Annotated in this window: 10 protein-coding genes; 7 read left to right on the top strand and 3 right to left on the bottom strand. The window is 46.9% G+C overall.

From position 1 onward, the window contains the following. Positions 1-23 precede the first annotated feature (23 nt). Positions 24-2,918 carry a beta-glucosidase gene (locus DXA36_RS19700; RefSeq protein ID WP_118681196.1) on the top strand — a complete coding sequence of 965 codons (2,895 nt, stop codon included), beginning with the start codon at positions 24-26 and terminating at the stop codon, positions 2,916-2,918. A gap of 19 nt (positions 2,919-2,937) precedes the next feature. Here the strand turns inward: DXA36_RS19700 and DXA36_RS19695 are convergent, their stop codons facing one another. After that, positions 2,938-4,518 (bottom strand): response regulator transcription factor, encoded by a 1,581-nt coding sequence (locus DXA36_RS19695; protein WP_118681195.1) that lies wholly within the window; start codon positions 4,516-4,518, stop codon positions 2,938-2,940. Between the two features lie 151 nt (positions 4,519-4,669). Here DXA36_RS19695 and DXA36_RS19690 point away from each other — a divergent pair, with 151 nt between their 5' ends. Further along, positions 4,670-6,415 (top strand): ABC transporter substrate-binding protein, encoded by a 1,746-nt coding sequence (locus DXA36_RS19690; RefSeq protein ID WP_118681194.1) that lies wholly within the window; start codon positions 4,670-4,672, stop codon positions 6,413-6,415. A gap of 116 nt (positions 6,416-6,531) precedes the next feature. On the opposite strand, the gene DXA36_RS19685 is transcribed toward DXA36_RS19690, so the two are convergent. Together DXA36_RS19685 and DXA36_RS19680 are read right to left on the bottom strand one after the other, a co-directional pair. After that, positions 6,532-7,104 (bottom strand): zinc ribbon domain-containing protein, encoded by a 573-nt coding sequence (locus tag DXA36_RS19685; RefSeq protein ID WP_118681193.1) that lies wholly within the window; start codon positions 7,102-7,104, stop codon positions 6,532-6,534. A 105-nt stretch (positions 7,105-7,209) separates the two neighbouring features. After that, positions 7,210-8,421, bottom strand: a complete 1,212-nt coding sequence (locus DXA36_RS19680; protein WP_118681192.1) for an iron-containing alcohol dehydrogenase — start codon at positions 8,419-8,421, stop codon at positions 7,210-7,212. Between the two features lie 250 nt (positions 8,422-8,671). Here DXA36_RS19680 and DXA36_RS19675 point away from each other — a divergent pair, with 250 nt between their 5' ends. From DXA36_RS19675 to DXA36_RS19655, 5 genes are all read left to right on the top strand, one after another. Further along, on the top strand, positions 8,672-10,231 hold the full coding sequence (locus DXA36_RS19675; protein ID WP_118681191.1) for a response regulator transcription factor: 1,560 nt from the start codon (positions 8,672-8,674) through the stop codon (positions 10,229-10,231). 379 nt (positions 10,232-10,610) lie between these two features. Continuing rightward, complete coding sequence (locus DXA36_RS19670; RefSeq protein ID WP_118681190.1) at positions 10,611-11,561, top strand: ABC transporter permease; 951 nt, start codon at positions 10,611-10,613, stop codon at positions 11,559-11,561. A 12-nt stretch (positions 11,562-11,573) separates the two neighbouring features. Then, on the top strand, positions 11,574-12,491 hold the full coding sequence (locus tag DXA36_RS19665) for a carbohydrate ABC transporter permease (RefSeq protein ID WP_118681189.1): 918 nt from the start codon (positions 11,574-11,576) through the stop codon (positions 12,489-12,491). A gap of 108 nt (positions 12,492-12,599) precedes the next feature. Continuing rightward, positions 12,600-14,282 (top strand): extracellular solute-binding protein, encoded by a 1,683-nt coding sequence (locus DXA36_RS19660; RefSeq protein ID WP_182479170.1) that lies wholly within the window; start codon positions 12,600-12,602, stop codon positions 14,280-14,282. Positions 14,283-14,486: 204 nt separating this feature from the next. Continuing rightward, on the top strand, positions 14,487-16,538 hold the full coding sequence (locus DXA36_RS19655; protein WP_118681187.1) for a glycoside hydrolase family 31 protein: 2,052 nt from the start codon (positions 14,487-14,489) through the stop codon (positions 16,536-16,538). Positions 16,539-16,545: the final 7 nt, after the last annotated feature.

Below are 16,545 nucleotides of genomic sequence, written 5' to 3'. Positions count from 1 at the left end.
AGAAGGGAGAAACTTCTGAAATCATGGATAACTATTTGAATACCCCTTTATGGGACCACCGGCTGCCTGTAGAGGAGCGGCTTACTTATTTACTTGAGGAATTGACGCTGGAAGAAAAAATTGCCTGCCTGACCACCGGCTGCCCCGACATAGGGCGGCTGGGGATCAAGGCCTCCTTTATGGGAGGTGAAGCCGCCCATGGAATAGAAGCCAGGCACGATCAGGCCTTTAATAAAGGGGAGCCGGAACCGACCACCTCTTTTACACAGCCTATTGGAATGAGCGCCAGCTTTGACAGAGAGCTTATCCGGGAATGCGGACGCTGCGTGGGAGAAGAGGCGAGGGCTTTATTTACCCGCAACGGTTCAGGAGGGCTTTGCAGATGGGCCCCTACCATAGATATGGAACGGGATCCCAGATGGGGGCGGACGGAGGAAGCCTATGGGGAGGATCCCTACCTGACTGGTGAAATGGCATCTGCGTATATACAGGGGATGAAAGGAAACGACCCGTTTTATATCCGGTGCGGTGCGACTCTGAAGCATTTTTATGCCAATAATGTGGAAAAAAACAGGATTGCGGTATCCTCTTCTTTGGATCCGAGAAATAAATATGAGTACTATCTGGAACCCTTTCGGAAAGCTATCGTGGAGGGCGGGGCGGAAGCCGTTATGACCTCCTATAATGAAATTAACGGGGTTCCCGCCATTGTGAATGAAGAGGTCCAAACCATTCTGAAGGATACCTGGGGGCTGCCCGGGCATGTGGTCTGCGACGGCGGCGATATGCAGCAGACCGTTTATGACCATAAATACTTTAAAACCCATGAGGAGACGGTGGCATACGGACTGAAAGCAGGAGTGGACTGTTTTACGGATGACAAGAAAGTGGTTATGGAGGCCGCGCGGAAGGCTTTGGAAAAAGGACTTATAACCGAAGCGGATATCGACCGGTCCGTACGGAATTCCTTCCGCACACGTATCCGTCTGGGTTTTTTTGACGGAGACGGAGACTGTCCTTATACAGGAATGGGGGAAGAGTATATCAATAACCAGGATCACAGGGAAATATGTGAAAAAATGGCCGTGGAATCGGTAGTCCTTCTTAAAAATGACAGCAATGCCCTCCCCATCCTGCCGGAAAAGACAGAATCCCTGGCGGTTATCGGTCCTCTTGCGGATGTATGGTACAAGGACTGGTACTGCGGAATCCCTCCCTATACGGTAACTGTGCTGGACGGTATCAAAAAAGCCTATCCGGATACCCGGATTACCGGCAGCAGCGGTTTGTCCCGGGTTTATCTGTGTACCGGAGGAAGGTATGTGGGGATGGATGCTTCCTGTAATCTGTTTCTGACCGGAAGGGAGGAGGCGGAATGCTTTACGTTTACGGACTGGGGCTGCGGAAGCACTACTCTGACCGCATGCAGCAATGGGAAATTTGTCACGCTGAAGGAAGATAATGTCCGGATAAAAGCCGACAGGGAAGAAGCATTTTCCTGGTTTATCCGGGAATCCTGGACTTTCAGACCTGTTAGGGAAGAAAACAGGATTCTGCCGGATACCTATTATCTTGACAGCTGGAACGGAATACCGGTGACGGTAGATAACAACGGTTTTCTTGCGTGCGGCAGAGAAAAAGGGGAACCTGCCGTGTTTACCATGGAAGAGGAAACCGACGGCATAAAAGAGGCGGCGGATGCGGCCCGGAATGCACAGCGTGCCGTGCTGGTATTGGGATGTAATCCGGTCATAAACAGCAAGGAAGAAATCGACAGGAGTACACTTGCCCTGCCCCCATACCAGCAGGCGTTGGCGGATGCGGTAAAACATGCCAACCCGGATACCGTGGTGGTCCTGCTGTCCAATTATCCGTATGCCATAACCCGCCTTCAGGAAGAGATGCCGGGGATCCTATGGAGCGCTTCGGGCAGCCAGGAGCTGGGCACCGGGATTGCAAACGTGTTGTGTGGGAAAATATCCCCTGCGGGCAGGCTCAATATGACCTGGTATCTTTCCGATAAAGATCTGCCGGATATAAATGATTATGATATTATAAAAGGGAAACGAACCTACCAGTATTTTGACAGGGAGGTATTGTATCCGTTTGGTTACGGGTTATCCTATGGGGAATTTTCTTACGGAAAGTTATCCCTGGAAAAAAAGGAAAAGCAGATAATTGCCCGTCTCACCATAACCAATACCGGGGCATATGTTTCGGATGAGGTGGTTCAGCTTTATGTTCATAAGGAAACTTCCCGTGTAACCCAGCCAATCAGCAGGCTGAAAGCCTTTGCCAGGATTAAAAACATCTCGCCGGGGGAAACAAGGAAGGTGGAACTGGCTGTCAATTGCGGGGAACTGGAAATATATGATGTAATTTCGGAAAATATGCTGTTGGAAAGCGGAGAGTATATTTTTCTGGCAGGTGCGTCCTCACGGGATATACGGCAGAGAGCCACGATTTATCTGGAAGGAAAAAAGATGGGACTGCGCAGCCCCTGGAAAGTAACTGCAGCGGACAGATACGATGATTATAAGAACTGTTTTATACATAAGGGGACAGAGGGATTTACCTGTACCATTCCGGGAAAGGCAGGTGACAGTCCCGATGCGGCGGAGACTGCCGGGGGTAAGAAAGAGGCAGGAATCTGTATATACCATGACTTTCTTTTTGAAAGGGTTCCCGAAGAATTGGTAATGTGTATGCACGCCCTGGAAGAGGGACGGATACAAATAACCGTATATTCCAGGGAATCACAGGAAACGGACAGCCTGACCATACAAATCAGGAAAGGTAAAGGCTTTGAGGATCACCGTATTTCCATTCCCGCCGGTTTTCATGTACCCGGGGATCCCTGTTCCCTGAAAATAGAAACCGAAGGCAAGATCAGGCTCTGCCGGTTTTTCTTCCGGTAAAACTGCCGGTTAAAGCGTATCACCGGTTTTTTAGGGGAGTAAACATGCTTTTACGGTATTCCGCAGGGCTCATCCCCGTATACTTCTTGAATTTTTTATGGAAATAATCGACATTGTTATAGCCTACCTGTTCGGCTATTTCATATACCTTCAGCCGGTTTTCTTTTAGGAGTTCCTTGGAATATTCTATCTTCCTGTGATCCACATAGGAATTAAAGCTTTCTCCGAAGGTTCTGTTAAAGATCTTACCCAGATAGGTACTGCTGTATCCGAACAGGGGGGCGATTCCCTCCAGCTTAATATTATTCCTGAAATTATGATCGATATAATAAAGAATATCATCCAGTATGTTATCCCTGGACGGACTTCCGGTGGCATTCATTATCATTTCCGTCTGCGCGGATATAAAAAGAATAATTTCATACAGGTAACGGCTTTGATCAATACGGCGGATGATTTCCGAATTTGTGGGAAAAGGGATTTCCGCCGAACAAAACGTATGGTTTACCTTTTCCTTGATACGTAGAAATAAATCCTTCAGAAACAGCTTGACCGAGGAAATATCATTTTTTACATTATACAGGAATTCTTCCAGGCTGAATAAGGTTTCTGCCACCTTATTCCGCTGGAACGCAAGCAGATAATCGGTCAGAAGGTTGCTGTATTCTTCAAGCGTGGCATTATTGATTTCCAGGGAAATCTCATGGAATTTCGGAAGTTCCCCATAGCCCAGGGTATGCTGTCCCTGCATACAGAAAAACCTTCTTTTCCGCAGAGCGGATGCTTCCCGGTAGGACAGATATATCGCAGCCAGATCGGAAACCGGCCGGCCGTAGGCGAGAAACAGGGAATCCAGCGGACTTCCCTTCTGAGGGGGATTTTTTTCATACCGCTCCAGAAAACCGCTGAACTTATTCAGCGCAAACCGGCCCTTCAGAAGAATGACTTCATTGCTCTCCTCATTAAAGTGTTCGAAGGTATGATTTCCTCTGTTCGTGATTTTAAGAAGATCCGCGAAGCTGTAACTGATATCATCCGGATTCGGACTGAACTTTTCATAGATTACTACCTGATAACAGTCCGCATACAGATTCATTTCCTCTATTTCACGGGAGGACAAAAGCGTTTTTTCTGCAGTCTGATAGGTCCCGGTAACTATTTCATGGAGAATGACGTCCTTGGCCTTTGTTTTCAGCAATTCCATGTTTTCGGAAACGGTATGCTCTTCCTCCAGACTTTTCTTGATCTCACAGATGGCCTGCTGAAGCTCATCTTCATCAATGGGTTTTGTAATATAGTATTCCACGCCGTACCTTATGGCTGTCTGGGCATATGTAAAATCGGAATAACCGCTTAAAATAATAAATCTGCCCTGGAAGCCTTTTTCCCGCGCAATTCGGATCAAATCGGTTCCATACATTTTCGGCATTCGGATATCAAGAAGGACAAGGCTGGGCTTTTTCTCCAGGATCAGGCAGAGGGCATCCTCCCCATTGGCGGCTTCTGCACATATTTCAAAGCCAAGTTCGTTCCAGTCTATAATATATTTCAGACCTTCACGGATATTCATTTCATCATCTGCAATCAATACGGTCTCCATTTTGTTACCCCGCTTTATAGTATTTGGTTGCCTTGTATGCCGGAAATATAAAATAGCCTGCAAATTAAGTATAAAAGCATATTGAAAGAATGTCAACGTATGCACGACTCTGCGTGTTACATAAGATTCCCGGATGTAAGGAGACAATGGTATGAAAATAGAATGGAAAAAACTCCTGCCTGTAATGGCTTTATGTATTCTGGTTTTGGCGGTTTCCAGCTGTACAAATAAAAAAGACACATGTCCCTATGAGGAATTCATCGTGGTGGATGTGTTTGATTCCCTTGCCAATTTCCAGGGGATACAATCAGGCTGGTTTGCCAAAATTGTGAAAGATAAATTCAATATGGAGCTGAATATCATTGCACCCAACGTATCCGGGGGAGGGGATACCCTGTTTGAAATCCGTTCCGCCGCAGGAAATCTGGGGGATCTTGTGATATGCTCGGCAGAAAACGGAGTTTTGCAGGACATGGTAACAGCGGGGCTGGTTATTGATATGGAGCCTTATTTAAAGGATCGCCAGATCATGCGGTTTGAAGATGCCATATACGATCTCAATGATAACGTGGGACAGCCGGGAATTTATGCTATTCCTTCCGAACTGTCCATGAATTCTCCCCGGACATCTATGGAAAACCCGGACCCCATATACGGTCCCTATATCCGCTGGGATCTGTATAAAAAAATGGGTTATCCCGAACTGAATACCCTGGAGGATCTGCTTCCCATTCTGAAACAGATGCAGGAAATGGAGCCGGTTGCAGGGAACGGAGAGAAAACCTATGCCTTTTCCTTTTTTAAGGACTGGGACTCCAATCTGATGAATGCGGTAAAACAACCCTGCTGCTTTTATGGTTATGATGAGTATGGATTTGTGCTTGTAAAGGCGGACAGCAGTGATTACCAGAGTATTATTGAGCCGGATTCTTTGTATATGAGAGTGTTGAAATGGTACTTTGACGCAAACCAGATGGGACTGGTGGATCCCGAATCAAGTACACAGACCTATGACAGCTTTGAATCCAAATATAAAGAAGGGCAGCTGCTGTATTGCCCATGGCCCTGGGTGGCCCAGCCCGCATATAATACGGAAGAACGGACAAGTGAAGGAAAAGGGTTTATGATGGCGGATATCCGGGATATGGTGATTTATTCCTATGGCTGCAGCCCTGCCGGAAACCAGAAGGTGGTTATGTCCATAGGATCCAAGGCGGAGGATCCGGAAAGACTGGCAGCGTTTGTTGACTGGCTGTATTCCCCGGAAGGAATACGGAGTAACCGGGCACAGACCTCCGGGGGAATGGCGGGGCCGGAAGGCTTATGCTGGGAATATGGGGAGGATGGCCCTTATTTAACGGATTTTGGAAAAAAGGCTTTATTGGGAGAAGATGCAGAGGTGCCGGAAGAATGGGGGAGCGGTACCTGGTCGGAAGGGATTTCTGCCCTCAACTACAGCACGGTTGCCTCCTGTGAACTGGATGACAATGGATATCCCTATGCATATCTTTTATGGGATTCCGTAAGAGATATGGATATATCCCCCCTGGAAAGGGATTGGAGAGAGAAGATGGGAGCGGATACGGCTATGGAATATCTGCAGAACAACAATAAGCTTCTGGTTTCTCCCGGTACCGGATATATGGCGCCCCAGGAGGATTCCGAAATGGCGGCTATCCGGCGTCAGTGCCGGAAGGTTATCCAGGAGTACTCTTGGAATATGGTATTTGCCTCAGATAAAGAGGAGTTTGACCGCCTTTACACACAAATGTACAAGGAAGTAATGGAGCTGGGTTATGAAACCATGCTGGAGATCGATCTGTGGAATGCAAAGGAGAAAGAGGATGCAAGATGGGAAGCGGTACAGAAATATGAAGAAAGCATAAAAATAAGGTAAACAGCCAAAGTCCCTGTGGATAGAAAGAACCGCTGCAGGTTTTGCCAATCTGCAGCGGTTTTTAGAGTTTTTACAGGAATACTACCGTTCAGACACACCTGAACGACTGCCGGATATCAGGACTGCTGCGGGGAAATGGAGGAGCCGCAGTGTCCGCAGAATTTGGCATCCTTATGCAGCATTTCTCCGCAAACCGGACATTTAATACCGGATTTATCTTCACCGGCAGCTTTTTCAGGTTCAAGTGAAGAACCGCATTGCGTACAAAACTTAAAGCCTTCCGGATTGACTGCCTGACAGGAAGGGCATACCACCATGGATTCCGGTTCGGGTTCCGGCTTATTAGGGGATTCCGGCCCCTTTGCACCATCTTCGGGGTTCGGTTCACCCTGCTGCGCCTCTTCCTTGTTACCGCCATTCTCTTTCTTAATCCGGTCAATTTCAGCCTGCGCCTGATCTATGATTTCATAGTGGCCTGCAGCCGCATCACAAAACTCCTGGATTTCCGTATCTATAGGTTCTTCGTCGGCAAATTTCTTATAATAGAATTCCCCGATCTTTTTCAGATCTTCTCCAACCGCATTTTTTTCCGAAGCGATTTTCGCATTCAGCTTTGTGATTTCAATCGCGTCATTCGTCCTGTCACCAATATTCTTTGCAATATTTCCAATCTTATCTAAAAAATCCATATGTCTGTACCTCCTTTTCCATCATTCTATGCGCAGGAATAGGAAATAACAAGGGACTTTAGAAATAATTTAGAAAGATTAAGAAATCCTTTGACAAATGGACTCTTAGAAATCTATTTCCGTATCATAGTAGCAGGCTTTCAGGAGCTTCTCCATTTCTTCCTGTGTGGGAATACGGGGATTGCTGCCTGTGCAGGCATCACCGATTGCAAGTTCGGCAACGGTGGGAAGCTTCTCCAGGAATTCTTTTTCATCAATAATGGTAGTATCGGCTATCAGACCGCCTTCGCCGTAATTCTTGATGCCCAGAGGAATATTCAGCATCCTGTTCATATTCCGCAGTTCTTCGATTAAGGCTTCGATCAGTTCCTCGGTAGTAGTTCCGGGAAGATTGATAAATCTGGCGATATCCGCATACCGTTCCGCTGCTTCTTCATTTTTGGCATTGAATTTTATTACCTTGGGAAGGTACATGGCATTGGCGGCACCGTGGATAATATGCCCGCCGGAGTAAGCAGCGCCGGTCTTATGTGCCATGGAATGAACGATTCCCAATAAAGCGTTGGAGAATGCCATTCCGGCCAGGCACTGTGCATCGTGCATCTGATCTCTTGCGTCCATGTCTCCGTCGTAGGATTTCTTAAGGTAGTCATGAATCATCTTAATAGCATGGAGTGCCAGGGGATCCGTATAATTGCAATGTAAGGTGGAAACATAGGCTTCAATGGCATGGGTCATGGCGTCCATACCGGTATGTGCTACCAGCTTGGGAGGCATGGTCTCTGCAAGGGCAGGATCTACGATTGCCACATCAGGGGTAATATTGAAGTCTGCCAGAGGATATTTGATCCCCTTCTGGTAATCGGTGATAACTGCAAATGCGGTAACCTCCGTAGCGGTTCCGGATGTGGAAGGGATCGCGCAGAAATGCGCTTTCTGGCGCAGCTGGGGGAAGGAGAACGGAGTAATCAGTTCTTCAAAGGTTACATCGGGATATTCATAGAAAGCCCACATGGTTTTGGCTGCGTCTATGGGAGAACCGCCGCCCATGGCAACAATCCAGTCCGGTTCAAATTCCTGCATTAATTTTGCGCCGCGCATAACCGTCTCCACGGAAGGATCGGCTTCAACACCCTCGAAAAGCCTGACTTCCATTCCGGCTTCCTTCAGATATTCTTCAGCCTGTCCCAGGAATCCGCCTCTTTTCATGGAACCGCCGCCCACTACGATAATGGCTTTTTTTCCTTTGAGGTTCTTCAGTTCAGCGAGAGATCCCTTTCCATGATACAGGTCACGCGGTAAAGTAAAACGTCCCATTGTAAATACCTCCTTATAATTGAAAATGGTTTTGTAACCGGGGATGTCATTCTCCCCTCAATATCTCTTTATCATATGACGCCCCGTTTGTTAATATTTTAACACTATCGTCATGCAAAGTCAATTCAAATAAAAAAGATTGCGGGATGCCACAGGGCACAAGGGGCCGTCTGAACTGTTACGTTGTGTTTCTTGAATTATTTTTCCTCCTATAGTATGCTGGGATCAATAGAAAGCAAGGGGGAACAGGATGGACATCAGTATTTTAATTGTGGATGATGATAAGCTTGTTGTGGAAAAGCTGGTGGAAGGGGTCAATTGGAAGCAGTTAGGGATCCGTACCGTGCTTACGGCCTGTAATATCAGACAGGCAAAAGAAATTCTGGAAGAGGTGGCGGTGGATATCCTGCTTTCAGATATTGAAATGCCCCAGGGTAGCGGCCTGGAATTGCTGGAATGGGTAAGGGATAAGGAAATACCGGTGGAGTGTATTTTCCTGAGCAGCTATGCCTACTTTGCTTATGCCCAGAAAGCGATCAATCTCAAATCAAGAGAATATATGTTAAAGCCTGTTTCCAACAGGGAGCTGGAGGAGGCCCTGGGGAGTCTTGTGGAGGTTTTAAGGCAGAAAGGGGAGTCCGGGGGCGAAGGCGAGGAGCGGAAAAATTCCTTTTGGGAGAGATATCTGCTTCAGGAAAACGGAACCCGATCCCGAACCCTTTTGGAGAAGGCCTGCAAGGAGGGAATCTGCAGCCCCGACGGAAAATACGGACTGCAGCTTATCAAGATCCTACCCGATTCGGATACCAGAAAGAAAAAAGATCTTGTCTTATATGATTTTATCATTCAGAATATTACCGCAGAATTTATGGAAGAACGGCATCAGAGGCTGAAGGCGGTGCTCCGGGAAAGCGATTATGAATGGGTTCTTGTGGCGGAGGAGAGCGGTGAGCAGGAACAGATGAAAAAGGACTCCTTTCATTTGAAAGAATGCCTGGAAAAAGCGCTTCATATGCGGGTATGTATTTATATGGGAGTTATGGTTTCCATAGACTATCTTGAACAAAGCCGAAGGAACCTGGAGCAGATGGAGCAGGAAGCGGTCCCGGGGAACAACGGCATGCTTTTTGAAGAGGAATGGGACAAGAAGGATATCGTATACGTTTCTCCTCCATGGGAAATATGGGAAAAAGAAATGTCGGCCTCCGGTATGATAGAGGATACCCAGGAGAAAATCCTTTTGTTTCTGGAGGAGCTTTGGAACGGCAATCAGGTCACTATTTCCGTACTGGAACAGTTCCGTAGGGAAATGATGCAGATGGTTTACCGCTATCTGAACAAACAGGATGTGCTGATCACCCGGATTTTTGACGGAAGGGAGTTCGACGAGCATTATGAAAAGGCGGTGGCGACCCTTCCGGACATGGAAAGCTTCATCCGGTATATTTTTGAAAAGCTGGCCGGCTATCAGCATCAGGACAACCGGCAGGAGTCGGTGGTTGAACAGATTAAGACGTACATCAACGAACATCTGAAGGAGGACTTGTCCCGGAAAACACTGGCCGGATCCGTGTATCTTTCGGAGGACTATGTATCTAAGATTTTTATGAATGTAACCGGTATTTCCATTCCCAGCTACGTGGCGTCCTGCCGGATGCAGAAGGCACAGGAATATCTGAAATATTCCAATTTTACGGTGAGCAGGGTGGCTTTGGAGGTGGGGTACAGCAATTTTTCCTATTTCAGCAAGACTTTCCGGGACTACACCGGATGTACGCCCAATGAATACAGAAACCGGGTTAAGAAATAAAAATAATTTACAAAAGAGCAGATATATGGAATGTATGATTTTTTCCTTTAAGGGCATCCATTTCAGATATCTGCTTATTTTTGTCATTATTCCGGAAAAATAACAGGGGTATGCATATGCCGCGCCGGGGAGATTCTAAAGAAGTAACATTTTTAAGCTGTAAATAACAAATTTACGGCTTTATTAATTTACCTTATACCGAGAAAAACCCTCAATTTTGTTAGGAGATGAACTTAGAATTTATAGATATCTGGTTATTTAAAATATACAATATATCCATAAACAAAAACAATTGTTTGTGTAAAAATTCAAAAAGATAAAAAGGAATTAAAAAGTAGAAAAAAAGTAGCACAAATAATTCAGAATTAAGTTGGGAGTGATGAAAAGAGTGGCACGACAGAAAACAGCAGTAAACGTTGCAAAGCCGGTCAGTTTCGGAAAGAGGTTGAAAAGGAGCAGTTCCCTGTATCTGCTCATGCTCCCCTCGCTGGTAATTATGTTTCTCTTTACCTATATACCGATGTACGGTGTGACCATTGCCTTTAAGGATTTTACCCCATCCCAGGGGATTATGGGAAGCAGCTGGGCAGGATTGAAATACTTCAGACAATATTTTAATTCCTACCAGTTCTGGATAACAATTAAGAATACCCTGGTAATCAGCCTGTACAGTATATTGGTTACCTTCCCTCTTCCCATTGCGCTTGCCCTCATGTGCAATCAGATGGCAAGAAAAGGGTTTAAGAAGTTCTTCCAGGTATCCACCTATCTGCCGCATTTTATTTCCACCGTTGTTATGTGCGGTATGATTATCCTGTTCCTTTCCCCCAGCCAGGGGATTATTGCCAAGCTGCTGAGCTATATCGGAATTACCCTTCCCAACCTGATGGGCCAGCCGTCCGCTTTTTCCAGTATTTATGTATGGACAGAAAGCTGGCAGCATGTGGGATGGGACAGTATCCTCTACATAGCCGCCCTTTCCGCCGTGGATCCTTCCCTTTATGAAGCCGCTACCATGGACGGGGCGAGCAAGTGGCAGAAGCTGGTAAACATTGATATTCCCATGCTTCTTCCCACAGCTACGATCATGTTTATCCTCCGTACCGGCAGCATTATGAGCGTCGGCTTTGAAAAGGTTTATCTGCTCCAGAATACCCTGAACAGCAGTGCGAGTGAGATTATTTCCACCTATGTATATAAGATGGGTCTGGTGAGCAGCCAGTACAGCCTGTCAGCCGCTATCGGCCTGTTTAACAATATAATAAATCTGGTATTGCTTCTTTCTGTGAATTATATCTCAAAGAAGATGAGTGATACTTCACTGGTATAAGGGGGAATATAAATGGCAAAGAAAAACGCAAGGACCGGAACGGGAATCAAGGTTAAAAAGTCCAAAAACGACAAGGTATTTGATTTCTTCCTTTATCTTCTGGCTTTTATCATTATACTGATTGTCCTGTATCCGATGTACTTTATTATTATTGCATCCGTCAGCAACCCGGCGGATGTATCGGCTGGAAATATTGTATTTCTGCCGAAAGGAATTAATTTCAAAGGTTATTTGAAGCTGGGTGAATATTCACAGCTTTGGGTGGGCTATAAAAACACCATCCTTTATACGGCTCTCGGGACAGTTCTTTCCCTGGTGGTGAATATCCCTGCGGCTTATGCCCTTTCCCGGAGGGATTTATGCGGGAAGAAGCTGTTTACCATTTACTACCTGATTCCCATGTTCTTTACAGGGGGACTGATTCCTACCTATCTGGTGGTAAAGGATTTTAACCTGCTGGATAATTTCTGGGTTATGGTGGTGCCGTTTTCCGTAATTACTTATTACATCATCGTGGCAAGAACTTTCTTTAACAACAGTATACCGGATGATTTATGGGAGGCCGCACAGATAGACGGCTGCGGAAACCTGAATTTCTTTTTCAAAATCGTTCTTCCCCTTTCCAAAGCAGTTATAGCGGTAATTGCCCTCTGGACGGCGGTTGGACAGTGGAATTCGTATTTTAACGCATTGATTTATCTGCGCAGCCCGGAATTGCAGCCTCTGCAGCTGGTACTGCGGAATATCCTCATCAGTAACCAGAAGATCAGCGCCATGACAACCGGCGCGGCGGCAGTGGAAGCCAAACAGATGGCCGACCTGATTAAATATGCGGTAATTGTGGTATCTTCCGCACCGATTATGTGTATGTATCCCTTTGTTCAGAAGTATTTCAACCAGGGCGTTATGCTGGGGTCCCTGAAGGGATGATGTTATGTAACTGTAAAGGTACGGGACAGTTACGATTGCAGTAAGGTATTCATTGCTTGGAAAGCAAAAGTACATAAACACTTGTTTCAAAGAAAAGGAGAGATGAAAATGAGCTATTGGAAAAAAGCGCTGAGCATTGGCTTGGCAGCAGTGATGACGGCATCCATGCTTGCAGGATGCGGCGGCAGTTCTAAGGATACGGCACAATCTGGGGGGGATACTGCGGGTACACAGGCTGCGGATACTGCCGGTGCGAATGGCGATGAGGCAGCAGATAATACAGCATCCGGTGAAATTCCCACCTATACTATCGCAACGGTGCGTTGGACGGACGCATGGCCTACCGATTTTCTGGAAAGCGGTTATATGAAGGAGCTGGAAGAAAAACACGGAATTAATATTGAATGGCAGGTATATTATGACAGTGACTGGCAGGAGCAGAAATCCCTTCTGTTGGCATCCGGCGACCTTCCCGATGCATTTTTCGGTTCCATCTGTCTGAAAGATACCGATATTGCCCAAAATAAGGATTATTTCCTGGAACTTACGGATCTGATTGATCAGAATATGCCGAATTTAAAGGCCGTTTTTGAAAAAGAGCCGGAGCTGCTTGCAAGGGCAAAAGATCGTAACGGAGATATATACAGTCTTGTTAAAAAGCTTCCGTTAAGGCCGGAAGTTTGCGGTAATATCCTATATATTAACAAAGATTGGCTTGATAACCTGAATCTGGAAGTTCCCAAAACTTATGAAGAACTGGAAAGTGTTTTGGAAGCTTTTGTAACACAGGATGCGGATGGTGACGGCGATCCGAATAATGAAATCGGAATCACCGGGGCCAGCAGCTTAAATGCCTTAAGCGGATGCTTACGCAGTTATCTTTCTCCTTACGGGACCATGGTAAGCAGGGATAACAATTACATGAGCCTTGTAGACGGAAAGCCCGTATTCATGCCTGTGGAAGAGAACTATAAGGAAGCGGTAAAATGGTTCAGCGGGATGTATCAGAAAGGGATCATTGATCCGGAGTTCTTCACACAGGAAGATGCTATGAGAAGAAGCAAGCTGCAGGCGGAAGGCGGTTCTCAGGTAGGCCTGGTATCCGCATGGACGGCAGATGCCGAAACAGGGCTGAACGCAGGACAGTTTATTCCTCTGGAAGCTGTTGCAGGTCCGGATGGAAAACATCACGTGGAAAATGCACAGAATTTCCTGGATATTTCCGACAGAGAGCTTTTAATTACCAAGAACTGCCAGAATCCGGAAAAACTCCTTGCCTGGGCGGATGATTTCTATACCGATTTGGCTTCCCTGCAGACCTTCTACGGATCCATCCCGGATCAGGTACAGGATAACGGCGACGGAACTTATGATGTGCTTGTCCCTTCCGACGGAAGTTCTCTGGATACTTCTGCATGGTCCAACTCCATGCGTGACTTCGGGCCGAAATATATGAATCCTGATTTTTATGACAAAGTTAGCCTTCCTGCGGATCAGGGTGACGGAATCAAACTGGCTGAGGATGCCATTAACGGAAAATACGTGGCAGAAGACAATGTTATCGGGTTCCCCATGGTAAAGTATACAGACGATGAACTGACACAGCTGACAACTCTTGGTACGGATATTTATAAATACGTAGAAGCGCAGTTCGCACACTGGGTAGTAGACGGCGGTATCGATGAAGAATGGGATGCCTACCTGAAACAGCTGGACAACATGGGTTTGCAGGATCTGATGAAAATCCAGAACGGAGCTTATGAGGCATATCTGGAATCTATGGGCAAGTAAAATACCCCATTGCCCGCAATATAAAAGGAACGGGTGCATATCCTGGGGGAAGGAAAGGAGAAAAGTAACTATTCAGTCAGGCCGGCGCACTTGCTGCGCTGGCCGTAAGAAAGTGATTCAGGAGTGCCAAAATCCATCGCTGAAAGCGAATTAGGATGGATTTTGGCAGTAACTGTGAAGGGACTGAACCGTTACGGAGAGAAAATGATTTTCAAAAAAGATGACTGCCTTTATTACCAATATGATAACGAAACGGTGCGGATAGAGCCGTGGGGAAGCAATGCGGTGAGGGTAAGGGCCACCAAGAACGCTTCTTTTACCGGGAACAATTGGGCACTGGAGGAAGCTGTGGAGAGCAACGGTGTGATTATTGTCTATGATGATCAGGATGCCTCCGCCGTGGTATACGCCAATATGTACAGCGGCAAAAATGAATCCTTCGGCTCCCTTACCAACGGAAAAATAACTGCAGTGGTAAATGCGGACGGAGTGCTTGCTTTTTATAACCAGGACAAAAAGCTGCTTTTGAAGGAGCAATGGAAAAGACTGAAGGATTGTCCGAGCACCCCGCTTAATGTCTATGGGCGGGAATTCAAGGTGGCAGCAGGGGATTGCTTCCACGTGGCAGCCAGATTCGTGGCGGATGACGATGAGAAAATATTCGGTATGGGACAGTATCAGCAGAAGTATATGAATATGAAGGGCTGTATGCTGGAACTGGCCCAGAGGAATTCTCAGGTGAGTATCCCTTTTTATGTATCCAATATCGGATATGGGTTTTTGTGGAACAATCCGGCGGTAGGCAGAGTGATCTTTGGGGTGAACGGCACGGAATGGTCTGCGGAATGCACCAAAGAGCTGGATTATCTTGTGATCGCAGGTGATACGCCGGCGGAGATTGAGGAAACCTATATGGGCCTTGTGGGAAGGCCTCCCATGATGCCGGATTACGGCTGCGGCTTCTGGCAATGCAAGCTGCGCTACCAGACCCAGGAGGAACTGCTGGAAGTGGCCCGTAAATATAAGGAATTGGGACTCCCTCTGGATGTTATTGTGGTGGACTTCTTCCACTGGACGCAGCAGGGTGAATATAAGTTTGATGAAAAATACTGGCCTGACGTTCCCGGCATGTGCAGGGAACTGGCGGATATGGGGATACGGGTGATGGTTTCCGTGTGGCCCACCGTGGATTACCGTTCTGAAAATTTCCGGGAGATGATGGAAAAGGGATATCTGGTACGTACGGAAAGCGGGGTACGGATAGCCATGACCTGTTTCGGACAGGAGCTGTTCTTTGATGCCACCAATCCGGACGCCAGAAGCTATGTTTGGGATAAAATCAAGAAAAATTACTGGGACAAGGGGGCGCGGCTCTACTGGCTTGATGTGGCGGAACCGGAATATACCACCTATGATTTCAGCAATTACAGATACCAGTTGGGAAGCGTTATGGAAGTGGGGAATATATACCCCAAATTATATACCAAGGGCTTCTATGAAGGCATGAAGGCGGAAGGAGATGATAATCCGGTGAACCTGGTGCGTTCTGCCTGGGCGGGGAGTGCCAAATACGGCGCGCTCGTATGGTCCGGTGATATAGACAGTACCTTTGAGTGCTTCCGCAGGCAGATGCGGGCAGGGCTTTCCATGGCTATGGCGGGAATCCCCTGGTGGACAACGGATATCGGAGGTTTCCATGGGGCATACGGCGGGGATCCTTCCTTCCGGAAGCTGTTTATCCGCTGGTTCCAATATGCCTGCTTCTGCCCTGTTATGCGTCTTCACGGAAACCGGGAACCCCAGAGAGGTTTTGAAGGCGATATGGTATCCGGTATCGGGCTGTTCGGATCCGGCGCGGACAATGAGGTTTATAGCTTCGGGGATGAGGTATTCGCGATCTGTAAGAAATACATGTTCCTGAGAGAAGAGCTGCGGCCTTATATAAAAGAACAGATGCGCCTAGCCCACGAAAAAGGGACTCCTGTCATGCGCCCGCTGTTCTATGATTTTCCTGCGGATAAAAAAGCCTGGGAAACGGATGATGCTTACATGTTCGGCCCTGATTTCTGTGTGGCGCCAGTGATGGAGGAGGACGTATACGAAAGAAGGGTGTACCTTCCTGAAGGGCCTATATGGAAGGATGTGTTCAGCGGTATCTGCTATGAGGGAGGCCGTACGGTTACTGTAGACGCACCTATGGAAAAAATACCGGTTTTCATCAGAGCTGACAGCAAGTGGGGAGACTTTGCTTTATAGCCGGAAA

It is taken from the genome of Eisenbergiella sp. OF01-20, from assembly GCF_003478085.1.
Lineage (GTDB): Bacteria > Bacillota > Clostridia > Lachnospirales > Lachnospiraceae > Eisenbergiella.
The sequence above is the reverse complement of the archived record's forward strand: the minus strand, read 5'-3'. Positions and strand labels throughout refer to the sequence as shown.